The organism is Pseudomonas sp. A125 (assembly GCF_055409485.1).
Map to the genome: position 1 here is coordinate 163,854 of NZ_JBUZVP010000003.1, position 16,765 is coordinate 180,618.

The following is a 16,765-nucleotide window of genomic DNA, read 5'->3' on the forward strand; positions in this document are numbered from 1 at the left end:
CCGTTTCATGCACATGCCCATCAACCGTTTCAAGCAACGCCTGCAAGGCGGCCAGACGCAGATTGGCCTGTGGCTCGGCCTGGCCGATGCCTACTGCGCCGAGCTGGCGGCGAATGCCGGGTTTGACTGGCTGCTGATCGACGGCGAGCACGCACCCAATGACCTGCGCGGCATGCTCGGCCAGTTGCAGGCCGTAGCGCCGTACGACAGCCAGCCGGTGATTCGCCCGGTGATCGGCGATACCGCGTTGATCAAGCAGGTGCTGGATATTGGTGTGCAGACGTTGTTGGTGCCGATGGTGGAGACGGCGGAACAGGCCCGGCAACTGGTGCGGGCGATGCGTTATCCACCGGGTGGTGTACGGGGCGTGGGCAGCGCGCTGGCGCGGGCGTCGCGCTGGAACAGTATTCCCGGTTACCTGGATGAGGCCGATGCGCAGATGTGCCTGTTGGTGCAGATCGAGAACCGTGAAGGCCTGGACAACCTCGATGCGATTGCCGCGGTTGACGGAGTGGACGGGGTATTTATCGGCCCGGCGGACCTGAGCGCGGCCATGGGGCATCGGGGCAATCCCGGGCACCCCGAGGTGCAGGCAGCGATTGAAGACGCCATCGTCCGGATTCAAAAAGCCGGCAAGGCGGCGGGGATCTTGAGTGCGGATGAGAAACTGGCGCGGCGGTATATCGAGCTGGGGGCGGCGTTTGTGGCGGTCGGGGTGGATACGACGGTGTTGATGCGCGGGTTGCAGGGGTTGGCTGCGAAGTTCAAAGACACTGCGGCACCGGCCACTACCGGGGGCGTGTACTAACCCCGTCAAACAACAGAGATCAACTGTGGGAGCTGGCTTGCCTGCGATAGCATCACCTCGGTGTACCTGAAGGACCGAGGCGCCTGCATCGCAGGCAAGCCAGCTCCCACATTTGGATCGGTGGTGTGTCAGCGTTTGATGGTTTTCAACTCATCCAGCAACCCCAACAACACCTGCAATTTCTCCTCCCCAAACTGCCCCTGCAAGCGCTGGTAATTTTCCTCCATGCACTGGCTCATCGACTCAAAACTGGCTTTGCCCTTCTCTGCCAGCGTCACCAGCACCCGCCGCTGATCCTGCTCGGCCTTGCGCCGATGCACCATCCCCGCCGCCTCCATGCGCACCAGCACACCGGTCATGCTCGGCTTGAGAATGCACGCCAGTTCCGCCAGTTGGTAAATCTCCAGCTCGTCGTGCTGGCTGAGAATTCGAATAACCCGCCATTGCTGCTCGGTCAGCCCGTGCTCATTCAGCGAGGGTCGGAAAAAACTCATGGCCGCTTCACGGGCCTGGAGCAAGGTCAAGGTCAAGGATTGTCTGGGTTTTAACATAGGCTCAGGGTCACGATAAATTTAGTTAATGTTTTAACGAAACTCTAACACTCTCCTCCCCACCTCACGCTATAACTTGTGAGGCCGGCGAAGGCTCTGGCGCGCAGGAACAAAAAGCCCGGCACGCAGAATCAAGACATCCAGCGCGCCAACGGCCTTAATACGCTCATTAGCTCTTCACTGTCAGGCAGCGCAATGATCAATATCGAAACGCCGACCTATTACACGGCGACCAAGAAATACAACCTCAGCTTCCCGACCCTGGAACAGGACGTGGAAGCCGACGTGGTGATCATCGGCGGCGGCTTTTCCGGGATCAACACCGCCCTGGAACTCGCTGAAAAAGGCATCACCAACATCGTCGTGCTGGAAGCGCGTTACCTGGGTTTTGGCGGCACAGGGCGCAACGGTGGGCAGATCATGGCGGGTATTGGCCACGACCTGGAAAAGATCAAGCAGGACGTGGGTGAAGACGGCCTGCGCCAGATCTTCGAGATCAGCGACCTGGGCGCCGACATCATCAAGAACCGCATCGCCAAGTACGACATCGATGCCGACTTCTGCCACGGCTACGGCTACATGGGCTTCAACGCCCGCCAGGAAAAGACCCTGCGCGCCTGGGAAAAAGACTTCAAGTCCATCAACACCCAACACGAGATCCGCTTTCTTGGCGGCTCCGACGTGAAGCAGATCATCGGCTCCGACGCCTACAGCAGCGCCCTGCTGCACATGGGCGGCGGGCATGTGCACTCGTTGAACCTGCTTTTGGGCGAAGCCAAGGCCCTGGCCGGCCACGGCGTGCGGATTTTCGAGAACAGCCCGGCGCTGGAAGTCAGCTACGGCGAACGCATCACCGTGCGCACCGGACGCGGTTCGGTCAAGGCCAGCAAGCTGCTGTGGGCCTGCGACAGTTTCCTCAACAAGCTGGAGCCGGAACTGCACCGTTCGACCATCAACACCTACGCGTTCCAGATGATGACCGAGCCGTTGTCCGAAGAGCTGATCAAGCGCATCAGCCCGATTCGCGGGGCTTACAGCGACATTCGCCCAGTGATCGACTACTACCGCGTCACCAACGAAAACCGCCTGCTGTTTGGCGCCGCCACGCCTTTGGTGGAGCACATCCCCGGCGATTTGAAAGCCTGGAACCGCAACCTGATGCTGAAGATTTTCCCGTACCTCAAGGACGTGAAGATCGACCTGGCCTGGGGCGGCCCGATGGCCTGCAGCCCGAACCTGTTCCCGCAGATCGGCACCCTGCCCGGGCGCAGCAACGCGTTCTACGTGCAGGGCTATTCGGGCTTCGGCGTCACCCCAAGCCACATCATCTGCAAGGTGCTGGCCGAGGGCATGAGCGAAGGTTCGGCGCGGTACGACCTGGTCAGCTCGATCCACCGCCCGACCATCATCGGCAAAGACGCGATCCGCCCGCTGCTGCTCACCGCCGGCAAGTCGTGGCATCAGCTCTCCGGTTACTGGAACGGCCGCCGTTAAAACCCAACACCCGACACCTGACACCTGTAGGAGCGAGCTTGCTCGCGAAAAACTCAAGGCCGGCGCGTTAATCCAGGACGCCCGCGCCCCCATTGCCCCAAATTCCCCCTCATCAGGAGCAACTGCCATGACCCTCGTCACCCTCAAAAAAGACATCCAGCTATCCGAACTCGACGCCTGGGGCACCGTCGCCGACCTCGGCTCGACCATCCTCGAAGGCGAAGTCCGGGCCTTCGGCAAGATGACCTTCGGCGCCCCCACCGACCCGGTCAGCAGCGCCTATTTCGGCATCACCCAGGGCAAGTTCCGCATGGTCTATCCATTTTCCGAACAAGCCGTGGTGGTCACCGGCGAAGTGGTACTCACCGACGAATCCACCGGCCAAAGCACCCGCTACAAGGCCGGCGACAGCTGGTTCGTGACCAAGGGCACGCCGGTGCTGTGGGAAGTGGTGAGCGAAAGTTTCGTCAAACACTACTTCGCCGTAGTGTGATAGCCCCGGCTGCCGGCACCCGTCGGCAGCCCTTTGGCGCAGGTGCCCACCGATGCACACTCTCCCCGCCCATGAAGTCGCCGGCCAGTGCCTGCAGGCTTTCACCCGCTTGATTCCGGTCAGCCAGGCCGCGTTTTATTGTGTCGACCGGCACCTGCAAGCCCGCGATTTCCAGTTGCACAGCATGAGCGGCGAGATGCACCGCGACTACCTCGACAACTACTGCCAGTTCGACCCGTTGCAACCGCGCAACTGCCTGTCCAGCGGGTTGGCCGTGGTGCCGCTGGGCTTTGCCATGGCCCGCCAGCCGGCGCGGGATACCCGGCGGTATGGGGATTTCCTGCGGCGCTATGGCGTGGTCGATGTGGTGGAAATCCTGGCCCAGCGTGCCGGCCGGCCCCAGGCGGGGATCTCGTTGCTGCGCACCGCTGACCAAGGCGCCTTTACCGGCGCGCAACTGGCCCAACTGAACGCCCTGCAAACCTTGCTGCAACTGGCCGTAGCCAACATGCAGCCAGCTGAAGACGCACTGGCTTGCCTCACGCCCAAGGAACGCCAGATAGCCTTGTTGTTGCGCCAGGGTGCCAGTAACAAAGAGCTGGCCCGGGAACTTGAAATCGGCCTGCCGACCATCAAGACCCACCTGATCAACCTGTTTCGCAAGACCGGCGTCAGCAGCCGCACAGAGCTGGTGAGCACGCTGTTTCTGTAGCCCGCCTCAACCATCCGGTTGATACCCGGGCCTGCTTCCGGGCGCGATGATCCGTGGTGTTCATCCCCCTACCGGAGCATCGTAAAAATGAGCACATCTTCTGACTGGATCACCGTGGGCGCCCTGGCCGACGGTTTCGCCCCAGCGGCGTTCATCCTGCCAAACCTGGCCGACCTGAGCGGCAAGGCCTTTACGCTGTACTTCGCCAATGGCTGGCAGATCGAGCATCGCTTCGAGCGCGACAGCCTGTCCTGGATCGCCGCCGACGGTCACTCCAGCGGCAGCGCAACCTACCGCGCGACCTCGGTGCGCCCCGGCCTGTACCTGGTGGACTTCATCAAGCACGAAGGCACCCAGGCCTGGTCGGTCAGCCTGGTACTCGACACCGCCAGCGCCTCGTTCACCGCGGTACTTGGGCGGATGCCAACCCACGAGCAAACCCGCGAAGGCCTCTACAGCCGCGCCCTGGCCGGCAAACCGCTGACATCCGTGGAAGTGCAATTCCTCCACGGCAGCCTCGACCGCCCCTGGCAGCCAGGCCAATGCCCCCACGCCCCCACCACTGAACTGACCGGCTTGCGCAACCAGTACCGCTACAGCCCGAGCGAAGTCTACGAGCACATCTACCTCAACGATCAGTTCTACGCCTGGCAATGCCTCAAGGGCGTCGAGCAAGGCCTGTGCGACACCGACCGCTGCCACTACTACAAGATCGCCGACCAGCTGTACCTGTTTGTGTGGCGCGAAAAAATCATCCCCACCCTCGGCCTGGTGCTGATCGACCTGCAACAGCACCGCAGCGACGGCAAGATCTTTGGTTATGCCGACGCGTCCTTCGATGAGCTGTCTAACTTCCCTATCAGCTCCTACTGCCAGGTGCTCAACCGCACGGAGCATCCCGATGACTGAGCCGCGCACGATTGTGATCACCGGGGCGGGCACGGGCATCGGTGCTGCGTGCGCCCGGCTGTACGCCGCCGACGGTGCGCAATTGGTCCTGATCGGCCGTCGTCGCGACCCGCTGGAACAGGTTGCCCGGGACACCGGCGGCCTCGTGTTGGTAGGTGATGCGGCCTGCCCGCAGACGTGGGAGGGTTTTGTCACGCAGATTCGCCAACGCTATGGGCGGATCGATGTGCTGCTGGCCTGCGCGGGCGGGCATGGCGTTGGCAGCGCCACCGACACCAGCCCGCAGACCTGGGAGGCGGCGCTGCGCAGCAACCTCGACAGCGCCTTTTACAGTGCCCGGGCGTGTTTGCCGCTGCTGCTGGAAAGCGCCGGGAATATTGTGCTGATGGGCTCGATTGCCTCCCTGGGCGCCGGGCCTGAAGTGTGCGGCTACACCACGGCCAAGCATGCCTTGCTCGGACTCAATCGCTCACTGGCCCGGGATTACGGCCCGCACGGCGTTCGGGTGAACGCCGTGTGCCCCGGCTGGGTCCGCACACCGATGGCGGATGAGGAAATGCAGCCGCTGATGGATTTTCATGGCGAGACGCTGCAGCACGCCTATGACCGGGTGTGCGCCGACGTGCCGTTGCGCCGGCCGGCCAGCGCTGAAGAAATCGCCAGGGTGTGCCGCTTCCTGGCGTCCAGTGACGCGTCGATTATTACCGGGGCAACGTTGGTGGCGGACGGAGGCTCAAGCATTGTCGATGTGCCAACGCTGGCCTATGCGCGTATGGAGCTTTCTGATGGTTGAAGATCTGGATTTCAGCGGTCGCAGCGTATTGGTCACCGGCGGCGCCCAGGGCATTGGGCGGGCCATTGTCGAGGCCTTTGCCCTGCGAGGTGCGCGGGTAATGATCGCTGATCTGCAACTGGCCCAGGCACTTGCGCAAGCGCTATGCGGGCGCGGCTGCCAGGTGGAAGCAGTGGCTGTGGACCTCGCAGATGCAGCTGCGGTATTCGGGCTGGTTGAAGGGCTGGAACAACGTTGGGGGCGGCTGGATATTCTGGTGCATAACGCCGGGTATTTTCCGCTGACGCCGTTTGGCGAAATCACCCCGGCGATTCTCGAGCGTACTTTGGCGGTGAATCTCTCGGCGTTGTTCTGGCTGACCCAGGCGGCGCTGCCGATGTTTCGTCGCCAGGGCCGGGGCTGCGTGCTGGTCACGTCTTCAGTCACCGGGCCCCGGGTCGCGTTTGCGGGGTTGAGTCACTATGCGGCGTCGAAGGCCGGGGTCAACGGCTTCATTCGCAATGCGGCGCTGGAGCTGGCCGGTTTGAATGTGCGAGTCAACGGTGTGGAACCCGGCATGATCGCAACCCCGGCTATGGGCAATCTGGGGGATGACCAGTTGAACGCACAGATTGCCAGCCGGGTGCCGCTGGGACGGCTGGGTGCGCCGGCAGATATCGCCGGGGCGATGCTGTTCCTGGCATCGGACCTGGCGGGCTACATCACTGGGCAAACGCTGGTGGTGGATGGCGGCTCGACCTTGCCGGAGGTTTAACGAAACATCCTACCGAACTGCCGGATAACCTCTACTCCCCCGCCCTGAGAATGTCTGCAAAGTCCCTCGCCTGATCACACAGCGCGAGGGAACGCCGATGTTTTTTTCGATTAACGCCCTGCCCGATGGGGCTGCTTCTTGAATCCCGCCATTGGCTTTCTGGTCATGGCGGCGATGGACCCGAAGACGCGCGACGTCGATGCGGTTCTCAACGACTTCACGCATTGCCTGAACACCTACGACGCCTGGGCCGAGAGCTTCTGGAGCTTTTCGGCACTGGACGTCGAGCAGGTGTTCAAGGTCGGCGACGAGGTTTCGCTGGTCGCACCCATCACCCGTTCCTTGTATCCCAGCAGCACCGTCGCGACCTGCAAGGCCAACGCGCCGTTAACCCTGGTGCATATGTTCCAGAGCACGCGGTTCGTGCCCATCGGCAATACACCGGTGATGCTCCAGGAAATCGCACCAGACGGTGGCCCGCTCGGCGCCCCCCTCCATAAAACCATCGGCCCCAGCGGCATGCTCGAAGTCACCGAGTGCACCGTCGACAAGCAGTACCGGGTCAGCTTTTATCCCAACGTTTCCCGGGACCATGTCAAGGCGCTGTATGCCTCCTATCAGTCCGAGATCAGCTCGCTGGAAGGCCGCTTGCGTGGCGAGTGGACGAGCACGTTCAAGCCGATATGGGAGAGCTATTCCAAGGCCGGCTTTGTCGAGCGCTACACCTCGCTGCAAATGGCGTACGCGCAAGGGTTTGGCAACGTGCTTTACGGTCTCTGGGACGGTATTGCGCAGCTGTACCAGTGGTTGGCAGACATCAAGCCCAACAGCGAAAAGCTTCTGCAGTACCTCTCCCAGGCCGAGCTTGCGGCGCTGCTGAAGCTCAGTAATGAGGCGATTGCCAAAGGATTGTTGATTCTCAGCGACGAGCCGCTGCTGTTCGTCTACCTGTCCGCGATGGTCAGTTGGCTGCGCATGCTGCCGCCGCATTACATGCTTGAGTTGCTGGGGGAAATCACTACCGAGGTGCTGCTCAACCTGCTGTTGCTGTGGGCCACCGGCGGTATGGGTGTGGCGGTACGGCTGGGCGCGCAGGTGCTGGGCAAGGTCAAGTCCGAGCGTGCACGGGAATGGCTGGAGCAGATTGCCAAGTTGGGCGGTACGGCTCGGATGGATGGGCATGCCGAGGTGCTTAAGCCGGTAGCGCTTCAGAGCCATGCAGTGCCGGTGAAAGCGGCGGCGGTGCCGTTGAAGGTGGGTCCAGATCAGGTTTCGAATCCGGCACCGATGGTGCGGGAGCCCAAGACAGCGCGTACGACGCTGGTGAAGCAGGAGCCTGTGGATGATGCGCCGGCTTCAGCGAAAAACCCTGGCGGTGATTCAGCGGCCAGTGCGGACAAGACCGCAACCAATGGCTGCCCGGTATCGATGGTTACCGGTGAGGAACTGCTGACCCTCACGGACGGCTCGTTGGAGGGTGTGCTGCCATTTGCCTGGACGCGGCTGTATCGCAGCAGTGCGGTTGAGGTGGATTGCGGGCTGGGGTTTGGCTGGAGTCATTCGCTGGCGCAGCGGTTGGTGGTTAGCGGTGAATCGGTGGTGTGGACCGATCACGAGAACCGCAGCACCACCTTTCCCCTGCCCTCTGCTGCACGACCGGCCATCACCAACAGCCTGGCGGAGGCGGCGATTTATCTGGGCGCTTTGCCTGATGAGTTGGTGCTGGCTCAGACGGCCCTTTTCTACCACTTTCGCGACGGTGTGCTGACGTCGATCAGTGACGCGTACGACAACCGGCTGCGCATTTCCCGCGATTATTCAGGGCGCATTCAGCGGATCGATAACGGCGTTGGTCATGGATTGATGCTGCGGTATGACCGCGGGCATATCGTTGCGGTCGACTATCAGGTGCAGCGGGAGCTGGACTGGATTACCGAACAGAACGTTGTTTCCTACAAGTATGACGACGCTTGGCGGTTGATTGAGGCGACCAATGCTGTCGGCGAAAGCGAGCGTTATCGGTACGACGATCAGCAGGTGATCCTGGAGCGGGAACTGGCTGGTGGGGCGAGTTTCTTTTGGGAGTGGGAACGGTCTGGCAAGGCTGCAAGGTGTGTCCGGCACTGGGCCAGTTTCTCGCAGATGGACACGCGGTATGTGTGGGATGACAACGGCAGTGTCACCGTGCACAACGCCGATGGCAGCCAGGAAGTGTACGTGCACGACCAGCGCGCACGGCTGGTGCAACGGATTGATCCAGACGGCGCGCAGCACTTCAAATCCTACGATGAAAAAGGCCGGCTGACGGTCGAGCAGGATCCGCTGGGGGCGGTGACAGCGTATCAATACGACGAAGCCGGTCGGTTGATTGCACTGTTTCCCGGGGACGATGCGCCCACGTCCTACGAGCATGACAACGGGTTCGTACGGGTTGTACGCCGTGGTGACGCGGTGTGGAAATACCAGCGTAACGACCAGGGCGATATCACCCGCAAGACGGATCCGGATGGTAACTACACCGAATACACCTACACCAAACACGGAAAACTCTCCGGCGTCTGGTATCCGGACAACAGCAGCCAGCGGCTGACCTGGAACGAGCGTGGTCAGCTCACCGAGGAAAAACTGGCCAATGGCGGTGTGCGGCGTTATCGCTATGACGACCTGGGGCGGCAGGTTGCCTGCGAGGATGAGCATGGCGCACTGACCCAGTACCAATGGGACGCTGTGGGCCGTTTGCTGAAGGTGATTCAGCCCGACGGTGGCACTCGCGAATTCAGCTACAACCCGTACGGAAAAATCACCGCCGAGCGCGATGAACTGGGTCGCGTAACTCGCTATGAGTATGCGGACGGCCTGCACCTGATCAGTCTCCGGGTAAATCCCGACGGCACCCAGCTCAAATACCGTTACGACAATGTCCGGTTGTTACTCACCGAGATTGAAAACGAGGTTGGGGAAACCTATCGGCTTGAGTACCACGCCAACGGCCTGATCCAGCAGGAAACCGGGTTTGATGGCCGCCGTACCGCCTACGTTTATGACCTCGCCGGGCACCTGCTGGAAAAGACCGAATACGGTGATGACGGCAGCCAACTCGTTACCGGTTATCAGCGAGACAGCTCCGGTCGCCTTGTACGAAAAACTCTGCCGGACCGCAGCATGGTCGATTACACCTACGACCGCCTCGGCAATCTCCTCAGCGTCGATGACGGCCACTGGCCGCTGCACTACGAATACGACCAGCAAGACCGCCTCACCGCCGAACACCAGGGCTGGGGCACCCTGCGTTATGGATACGACGAATGCGGCCAACTCGAAAAACTACGCCTGCCCGATAACAACCGCCTCACCTTCTTGCACGACAAGGGTGGCGACCTCGCCACCGTCGAGCTGAATGGCAAACCGCTCACCTCGCACCTGTTCAAATCCGGTCGCGAACACCAGCGCCAGCAAGGCCAGCTCCTCAGCCACTACCACTACGACGACCAGGGCCGCCTGCACGCCCACGCCATCACCCAACAGGAACAACGCCACCAGCGCCGCCAGTACGACTACGACAAACGCGGCAACCTGACCCGCATCCTCGACACCCGTAAAGGCCAGCACGACTACCACTACGACCCGCTCGACCGCCTGACCCGCGCCAACCACTCGCACGACCGGCAGGAACGCTTCGTCCACGACCCGGCGGGCAACCTGCTGATGCAAGACCGCGTCGGCCCGAGCGTGATCAAAGGCAACCGCCTGTTGATGCAAGGCGACCGCCATTACGACTACGACGCCTTCGGCAATCTCCTGCGCGAACGTCGGGGCCGCGCGCAACAACTGGTCACCGAGTACCGCTACGACTGCCAACACCGACTGATTGCTGTCATCCAGCCGGACGGTACCCACGCCAGCTACCGCTACGATCCCTTCGGGCGGCGAATCGCCAAAACCCTAAAAGGCCAGACCACCGAGTTCTTCTGGCAAGGCGACACCCTGATCGCCGAACACAGCGCCGATCACCACCAAAGCTACATTTACGAACCCAACAGTTTTCGCCCGTTAGCGCTGCTGAAAGGCTACGGCCCGGAAGCCGTAAAACCCTTCCACTACCAACTCGACCACCTTGGCACGCCACAAGAACTCACCGCGCCCGATGGCGAAATAGTGTGGTCAGCGCATTACCGCGCCTATGGCCAAATCGCGAAGCTGGACGTCAATACCGTCACCAACCCGCTGCGCTTCCAGGGCCAATACTTCGACCCGGAAAGCGGGCTGCACTACAACCGCCATCGCTACTACAATCCGGACGTTGGTCGCTACCTGACGCCTGATCCCGTGAAACTGGCGGGTGGACTGAACGGCTACCAGTACGTGCCTAACCCTACGGGGTGGGTGGATCCGCTGGGGCTGAATACCTGTCCGGGTGCGAACGGTTGTAAACCGGATGTCGGGGTTGGGGATCCGCCCGAAAAAGCTACGGTTAACGAAGGGCAGCCTGCTTTACCTCGTCTGACACAGGCCGAACGACGCGCACGAATTGATGAGCTTGGCGAGGCGAATGCGTACCGCCGTCTTGATGAACTTGAACAAACAACACCCGGAGCGCATTTTCTGGAAAAGCATGGCGCACAGACTACGCTGGCCTCTCAACTCGAAAGGGTAACGACGGGTAGAAATCCTACCACCGGGATAGTTGAGATACACGATAGAGGAAGGAGAGTTGGACAACCAAGACCGCCTTCTGCCGCCACCCATTTCCTTAGCCATCGAGATCAATTAAATGCTATTTATCGGGCGCAACTTATACTCAAGCGAACAAACATAGGTACATCTCGCGAACCAATGGACATGGGGAAAATCATCGGAGAAGGATACAAGAGAGATGGCTCTGAATACGGCCAACAAAGGAAAGCCATCGTCATACTAGATACAAATGGAAATCCTAAAACCGCTTACACGGACTTTTAAAAATGAAATTAAAACCCAAACTTTCGATCATTAGAAGCCTGCTATTCACCTACAATATCGAAAACACTAAAGACCTTGAGCGGGAGGATATAATAGTCTCCAAAGACGTCAATGACGACAAACAACTTGCGGAGTTATTTGACGAGCTTACCAAACCTGAATACATCCTATATAACAATGAAGAACGGCAATGGTATATCGACACACTCGATCACTTCCTGAGCACTGGCGAAACTTTCGACTCCGTATTCTACCTACTTGACACATACTTCGATGACGAAATTTCCGATCAGCGCCAGTTTATGAGAGTTTTACTCGGGTGTTTGATCCGATATCAGACAGAAGCCACGGAAAGTATTAAATAGTCAGAAACCATTAACGCGGACAACACCAAAGGGGGGACTTTCATAAAGCACTCCCTTCCTCTCTCGCACACCTCCAGTAAAACTTCACCCCACCTGCTGCAACCGCCCAGCCCGAAAATCCTTCGGCGACACTTCAAACTGCTTCTTGAACGACCGACTAAAGTGCGCCGAATCCGTAAACCCCCACTTATACGCAATCGACGTAATCGACTCGCTGCGCAAAAACGGGTTGGTCAGATCATCCGCACTGCGCTTCAACCGCGCCCGCTGGATATACCGGCACACGCTGTCATCCTGTTCCTCAAACAACCGGTATAAATGCCGCACCGAGATATTCAACCGACTCGCCAACCCCACCGGGCTCAGTCCGGGCTGGGTCAGTGATTCATCAATGACCTTCTGCACATAGCTGCGCAGATTACTGCCCTGCAATCCACCACAATCATCCCGCTCGTCATCTTCCTGCTCAAACGCCGACCCCAGCAGCGAGACAAACGCCGCCTGCAACGCCTGCCCCTCGCCGACCGCACCTTCGCCGTTCAGCGCGTCTTTGCACAGTTGGTCCATCAGCACGTGCAACATGCGTCCGCAGGCTTTGCTTGAGGAGATCTTGCCGAAGGTCTTGGGCTGGCTGCCGAATTGTTTGCACACCTCTGCGCGGGACAACGACAGGGATGCGTGTTCGATCAGCCCGAAGGGGGTGATGTCGATGGAGCCCACCGAGTCCATTAGTAACAATTCGCCGGGGGCCAGTTGTACGCTCTGGCCGTCTTGGGTGATCTGGCAGTAGCCGCTGCGCTGGCTGACCAAAAAGCAGTTCTGGTCGTCATCGTGGTCGGCGCGGGCTTTGGGGCGTTTGATCAGGCCGGCGTTGGTGCGCAGGTTGGCCAGGGGTAAACCGCCGCGGGAAAAGGTGCTGATGTTGCCGATGAACAGCGAACGGTTGAAGGCCAGTTCTGTGTCGAAGTGACCGCAAACCGCGCGCAGATCCCGGGTCCAGAGGTCCAGCCCGTCTTGCCCAATCTGTTGCATGCTCATGGTTGTTTCCACCTTGGCTTTTTGTTTTTGTCGGGCAATAGTTAACATGTTATCTATATGCGCGCAACAAGTACGTGTCTGCCAAAGTGGTTGCACTATTGATGCCAAACCTGGCGGTCAGTGGAGCTGTAAAGCGCGCTGAAAACCGCTCAAGGCGTCCAGCAGCCAGGCCCGTTGAACGCTGCTCACGGCGATATAGCGCCGAAACGCCGGCATGCGATTGACCACCTCGCTGCCGCCCATATGCTCAAGCCGTACGCACCACTGCTGATCCACCAGGTCGATGCGCAGGCGCTTGAAGTCCAGCGGCATCAAGGCGCGATGCAGCGCGCTGCCCTCCTGCAGTTGGGCTTGCAGAATGCCTGAAACTTCCTTGTCTCCCGAGCGCTGCCGACAGCGGATTCCGGTGCGTCGAACGGCCCCGGTGTGGTGCAGTTCGAAGCTCGCCGTGCCCTGCTGCGAGGCAGGGATGCGCAGTACGAATTCGGTCATCACCAGGTGCATCAACAGTTGCGACTCGGTGCGCTCGACGATCTCCAGATGTAACCCGAGACCGTCCAGGGCAACCCGCGCCGTCGTCGGTCCACACACCTCATAACCGGCCAGGCCGAGGTTACGTCGCAGATGTTCCAGCGTAACGCCGGGCCGATACCCGGCAGGCGCCCGCCGGGCACTAAACAGTTCAGAGAGTTTTTGCAGCATGGCTGATATACCCGTTGTGTGGCTGCGGCTCATGGGCGAACTCCTTGGCCAACACCTCTTCCACCGAGGCGGGCTTGAATGGATTGACCTTCTGCACAACAAGCGTCCAGAACAGCGCGTACGCCGCCGTGCACCCGAGCATCACGCCAAAGGGAATGTAGATGTCGGCGGGGTTCATGCCGGGCGGGGTGATAAACCACATGCCCAGCAGGATGCCGATGCTCGACAGAATCTGCGGCAGCGGAAACAACGGCGAACGGTAGGCGCGGGGCAGATCCGGACGGCGAATCCGCAGGATCACCACCGACAGCGTCACCAGCAGATAAGCAAAGCTCCAGGCACACACGGCCGCCAGCACCAAGTGCATGATGTTGTCGGTGTTGCCGCCCAGGTACAGCGCGTGCAGGCACGGGATCAGCATCGCCACCAGGATGCACAGCAGCGGTGTCTTGAAGCGCGGGTGCAGGTAGGTGAAAACCTTGGGCAACGCGCCGTCGACGGCCATGCCATACAGGATCCGTGGCACACCGGCCATCAAGGTATTGATGGTCGCAGCACCGGCAAACAGGAAGCCGATGCCCAGCCACATCGGGCCGATGCTGCCCATCACCTGCTCGGCGAATTTCGGGATGGCCATCGGCGTGTCCAGCAAGTGCACGCCGCCAGCGGCATCAATCAATACGTTTTCCACCTGGCGCTTCATCGCCGCGCCATAGATAAACATGCAGGTAGCCACGCCCAGCAACCCCAGCACCATCGCCTTGGGCATGACCTTGGCCGAGTTGCGCAGGTCCGGCGCCAGCGGCGTGACAAATTCGCAGCCGACGAACATGAACATCGCCATGCCCACCAGCGACAGGATGGTCATCAGGTCGGTACCGACCAGGGACTCACCGAACCAGCCGTCCAGCTGTACCGCCGGGGCCGCGACCAGGCCCAGCACGCCAAACACCATCAAGGTGGTCCACATGCCGAAGGTCAGGATGATCTCGGCCCGGCCAAACGCGCTGACGCCAAACGCATTCAGTACCCCGAACACCACCACAAAACCCACTCCCAGCAACCACGAGCCGCCGGCGGATTCCGCCAGGGTGTTGAGGTGTTCGAAGTTCACCAGCGCCATTACCCCGGACAAGATGGTTTCGGCGGTGCCGGCAAACACATGCACGATCAGGTAGGCCGACAAGGTGCCGGTGATCGCAAAGAACCGGCCCATGCCGCAGTTGATGTAGTCGTAGACCGAGCCGGTGGTGGGCAGGATCGAGGCGGCTTCGGCGAAGGTGGTCGCCTGGGCCAGCATCATCACCACCGCGATCAACATCGCCACCGCGAAGGCGCTGCCGCCGATGCCAAAACCCATGGTCGCGGTGAGGATCACCGGGCTGGCCATGATCAAGCCAATGGTGCTCGCAAGCGCCGTGGGAAAGCCCACCGTGCCGCGTTTCAAGTGTGCGGTGAGCCGGTCGTTGATCGACATGGTGCAGATCCTCAAGAAGCGGATTTTTAGAAGTGCTGGCACTCTGCGCCCCGCCCTGGCTGATCGTCTTGCTCCTGGCTGCCGCCGGTTTTGTTGCTGCCTGCCACCGCTGCGCCGCTGGCGGCCTGGGTCAATTTCCTGGCACGCAGGGGAAAGACTTGGCCCGGTGGCGCTCGCCCTAATGCTCCCTCAATTCACCTTGTTGGGGACTATAACAATGCAGCACTCACAACAAACCCGTCGCCTGTACAGGGCCGTCAGCCTGGGCATCGCGCTGATCATCAGCGACTCATCGGCCCAGGCGTTCGAGCTGTATGCCGATGACGACACCCAGGTCACCGGTAACTTCCTGGCGGTGTACGGGATGTTCAACAGCCGCAAGAACTACGACGGCACCACCGGCGGTTCTACCTGGCGCGAAGGTTTTATCAAGTACGGTTTGAGCATCGACCAACGCTTCGGCGCCCTGGGCAGCGTATATGGCACGGCCAACCTGGTCAGCTCCGGCACCTGGGGCGATGGCGATGCATCCGGCGTGACCACCGGCAGCGAGCGCACCACCAAGTTCGACGAGGCCTTCGCCGGCTGGCGCTCGGGCGAGCTGTTTGCGGGGCTGGGCAAGGATGGCGTCGACCTGTCATTCGGCCGCCAGGTCATCATGCTCGGCGACGGTTTCATCATCAACGACGACGGCCCGAACCTGGGCAAGGGTGTGGGCGACGGCCAGTTCAACCGGGGCGGCGCCTACTACATCGCCGCGCGCCATGCCTTTGATCAAACCGCCGTGTTGCGCCTGGGAGGCAAGGACGGTGTGCACGGCAGCGTGATGTGGATCAAGTCCGACAACCGGGCCCAGGCCAACACCGAAATGGCCGCCGGTACCCTGGACTACACCGCCGCACCCGGCACCCTGGGGTTGACCTATATCCATGGCATCAGCGTCGACGACCGTTATGCCAATGAGCTGCAAAAACAGCGCGCCGGGATGAACATCTACAGCCTGCGGGGCGCCGGTAATGCCGGGATCGAGAACGCGCACTTTTCCTTTGAGTACGCCTGGCAGGACAAGGACGCCGGCCCGGAAAAAGCCTGGTACACCGAGGGCGGTTATACCTTCGCCGCGCTGCCGTGGGCGCCGGACCTGACTTACCGCTACAGCCGCTATTCAAAAAACTGGGATGCGATGTTTTCGGGCTTCAACCGTGGCTACGGTACGTGGGTGCAGGGCGAAGTGGCCGGCAACTACTCGGGGCCGTTCAATACCAACACCGAGGTGCAACACGTGGCATTGAAGGTCAAGCCGCTGGACAGCGTGACTGTCGGCGCGCTGTTCTTCGACTACAAGACGTTGAGCAAGGGCGGCATGCTCAACCTGGACGGCCGCGAACTGGACCTGTACGCCGAATGGGCGGTGAGTGAGCACCTGATCGTCACGCCGCTGCTGGGCCTGTACAAGCCCAACAAGGATGAGCGCAACGGCGGCAACCAGGTGGGCGGCAACGGCACCAATGTCTACAGCCAAGTCACCGTGGCCGTGCCGTTCTAGCGCAAATCCAACGAGCTGATGAAGATCAAATGTGGGAGCTGGCTTGCTGTGGTGAGCGGGCTTGCCCCGCGTTGGGCTGCGAAGCAGCCCCATCAATCTGTGGTGAACCCGACGGGGGGCAAGCCCCCTCACCACAGCAAGCCAGCTCCCACATTCAAGCGGCG

General features: G+C 60.8%; 14 protein-coding genes. 10 read left to right on the top strand and 4 right to left on the bottom strand.

Annotated elements, in window-relative coordinates; all coding sequences use genetic code 11:
* Window positions 1-7: 7 nt before the first annotated feature.
* Complete coding sequence (hpaI, locus tag ACZRN6_RS05815) at window positions 8-808, top strand: 4-hydroxy-2-oxoheptanedioate aldolase (RefSeq protein WP_322144477.1); 801 nt, start codon at window positions 8-10, stop codon at window positions 806-808.
* 128 nt (window positions 809-936) lie between these two features.
* Here hpaI and hpaR read toward each other — a convergent pair whose 3' ends face one another.
* On the bottom strand, window positions 937-1,359 hold the full coding sequence (gene hpaR / locus ACZRN6_RS05820; protein ID WP_010175444.1) for a homoprotocatechuate degradation operon regulator HpaR: 423 nt from the start codon (window positions 1,357-1,359) through the stop codon (window positions 937-939).
* A 195-nt stretch (window positions 1,360-1,554) separates the two neighbouring features.
* Between hpaR and ACZRN6_RS05825 the strand changes: the two genes are divergently transcribed.
* From ACZRN6_RS05825 to ACZRN6_RS05860, 8 genes are all read left to right on the top strand, one after another.
* The gene (locus tag ACZRN6_RS05825; RefSeq protein ID WP_464007426.1) at window positions 1,555-2,853 is read left to right on the top strand and encodes an NAD(P)/FAD-dependent oxidoreductase; all 1,299 of its coding nucleotides are present in this window, start codon (window positions 1,555-1,557) and stop codon (window positions 2,851-2,853) included.
* A 127-nt stretch (window positions 2,854-2,980) separates the two neighbouring features.
* Window positions 2,981-3,346: a cupin domain-containing protein gene (locus ACZRN6_RS05830; RefSeq protein ID WP_322144475.1), complete on the top strand. Its 366-nt coding sequence runs from the start codon at window positions 2,981-2,983 to the stop codon at window positions 3,344-3,346.
* 52 nt (window positions 3,347-3,398) lie between these two features.
* A complete protein-coding gene (locus ACZRN6_RS05835) occupies window positions 3,399-4,058 on the top strand; it encodes a response regulator transcription factor (RefSeq protein ID WP_322144474.1) in 660 nt (219 codons plus the stop codon).
* A gap of 87 nt (window positions 4,059-4,145) precedes the next feature.
* A complete protein-coding gene (locus ACZRN6_RS05840; protein WP_322144473.1) occupies window positions 4,146-4,967 on the top strand; it encodes a molybdenum cofactor biosynthesis F family protein in 822 nt (273 codons plus the stop codon).
* Entirely contained in the window at window positions 4,960-5,760 is an 801-nt protein-coding gene (locus tag ACZRN6_RS05845) for an SDR family NAD(P)-dependent oxidoreductase (RefSeq protein WP_464007427.1), read from the top strand. The genes ACZRN6_RS05840 and ACZRN6_RS05845 overlap by 8 nt, the downstream gene beginning before the upstream one ends.
* Window positions 5,753-6,514, top strand: a complete 762-nt coding sequence (locus ACZRN6_RS05850) for an SDR family oxidoreductase (RefSeq protein WP_322144471.1) — start codon at window positions 5,753-5,755, stop codon at window positions 6,512-6,514. The genes ACZRN6_RS05845 and ACZRN6_RS05850 overlap by 8 nt, the downstream gene beginning before the upstream one ends.
* A 174-nt stretch (window positions 6,515-6,688) precedes the next feature.
* Window positions 6,689-11,473, top strand: coding sequence for an RHS repeat-associated core domain-containing protein (locus tag ACZRN6_RS05855; protein WP_464007527.1), 4,785 nt, complete (start codon window positions 6,689-6,691; stop codon window positions 11,471-11,473).
* 2 nt (window positions 11,474-11,475) lie between these two features.
* Window positions 11,476-11,838: a hypothetical protein gene (locus tag ACZRN6_RS05860; RefSeq protein ID WP_464007428.1), complete on the top strand. Its 363-nt coding sequence runs from the start codon at window positions 11,476-11,478 to the stop codon at window positions 11,836-11,838.
* Window positions 11,839-11,922: 84 nt separating this feature from the next.
* Here ACZRN6_RS05860 and feaR read toward each other — a convergent pair whose 3' ends face one another.
* The 3 genes from feaR to ACZRN6_RS05875 form a co-directional block, all read right to left on the bottom strand.
* The gene (gene feaR, locus ACZRN6_RS05865) at window positions 11,923-12,876 is read right to left on the bottom strand and encodes a transcriptional regulator FeaR (protein WP_464007429.1); all 954 of its coding nucleotides are present in this window, start codon (window positions 12,874-12,876) and stop codon (window positions 11,923-11,925) included.
* A 117-nt stretch (window positions 12,877-12,993) separates the two neighbouring features.
* Window positions 12,994-13,578, bottom strand: coding sequence for a DUF3156 family protein (locus tag ACZRN6_RS05870; RefSeq protein WP_322144468.1), 585 nt, complete (start codon window positions 13,576-13,578; stop codon window positions 12,994-12,996).
* On the bottom strand, window positions 13,559-15,055 hold the full coding sequence (locus tag ACZRN6_RS05875) for an APC family permease (protein WP_464007430.1): 1,497 nt from the start codon (window positions 15,053-15,055) through the stop codon (window positions 13,559-13,561). The genes ACZRN6_RS05870 and ACZRN6_RS05875 overlap by 20 nt, the downstream gene beginning before the upstream one ends.
* Before the next feature lie 217 nt (window positions 15,056-15,272).
* On the opposite strand from ACZRN6_RS05875, the gene ACZRN6_RS05880 reads away from it, so the two are divergent.
* Complete coding sequence (locus ACZRN6_RS05880; RefSeq protein WP_464007431.1) at window positions 15,273-16,601, top strand: alginate export family protein; 1,329 nt, start codon at window positions 15,273-15,275, stop codon at window positions 16,599-16,601.
* Window positions 16,602-16,765: the final 164 nt, after the last annotated feature.

What these genes read in the sequence shown, in the direction of transcription:
- hpaI (WP_322144477.1), top strand. Translation starts at nt 8, where the DNA reads ATGCACATGCCCATCAACCGTTTCAAGCAACGCCTGCAAGGCGGCCAG.
- hpaR (WP_010175444.1), bottom strand. Translation starts at nt 1,359, where the DNA reads ATGTTAAAACCCAGACAATCCTTGACCTTGACCTTGCTCCAGGCCCGT.
- ACZRN6_RS05825 (WP_464007426.1), top strand. Translation starts at nt 1,555, where the DNA reads ATGATCAATATCGAAACGCCGACCTATTACACGGCGACCAAGAAATAC.
- ACZRN6_RS05830 (WP_322144475.1), top strand. Translation starts at nt 2,981, where the DNA reads ATGACCCTCGTCACCCTCAAAAAAGACATCCAGCTATCCGAACTCGAC.
- ACZRN6_RS05835 (WP_322144474.1), top strand. Translation starts at nt 3,399, where the DNA reads ATGCACACTCTCCCCGCCCATGAAGTCGCCGGCCAGTGCCTGCAGGCT.
- ACZRN6_RS05840 (WP_322144473.1), top strand. Translation starts at nt 4,146, where the DNA reads ATGAGCACATCTTCTGACTGGATCACCGTGGGCGCCCTGGCCGACGGT.
- ACZRN6_RS05845 (WP_464007427.1), top strand. Translation starts at nt 4,960, where the DNA reads ATGACTGAGCCGCGCACGATTGTGATCACCGGGGCGGGCACGGGCATC.
- ACZRN6_RS05850 (WP_322144471.1), top strand. Translation starts at nt 5,753, where the DNA reads ATGGTTGAAGATCTGGATTTCAGCGGTCGCAGCGTATTGGTCACCGGC.
- ACZRN6_RS05855 (WP_464007527.1), top strand. Translation starts at nt 6,689, where the DNA reads ATGGACCCGAAGACGCGCGACGTCGATGCGGTTCTCAACGACTTCACG.
- ACZRN6_RS05860 (WP_464007428.1), top strand. Translation starts at nt 11,476, where the DNA reads ATGAAATTAAAACCCAAACTTTCGATCATTAGAAGCCTGCTATTCACC.
- feaR (WP_464007429.1), bottom strand. Translation starts at nt 12,876, where the DNA reads ATGAGCATGCAACAGATTGGGCAAGACGGGCTGGACCTCTGGACCCGG.
- ACZRN6_RS05870 (WP_322144468.1), bottom strand. Translation starts at nt 13,578, where the DNA reads ATGCTGCAAAAACTCTCTGAACTGTTTAGTGCCCGGCGGGCGCCTGCC.
- ACZRN6_RS05875 (WP_464007430.1), bottom strand. Translation starts at nt 15,055, where the DNA reads ATGTCGATCAACGACCGGCTCACCGCACACTTGAAACGCGGCACGGTG.
- ACZRN6_RS05880 (WP_464007431.1), top strand. Translation starts at nt 15,273, where the DNA reads ATGCAGCACTCACAACAAACCCGTCGCCTGTACAGGGCCGTCAGCCTG.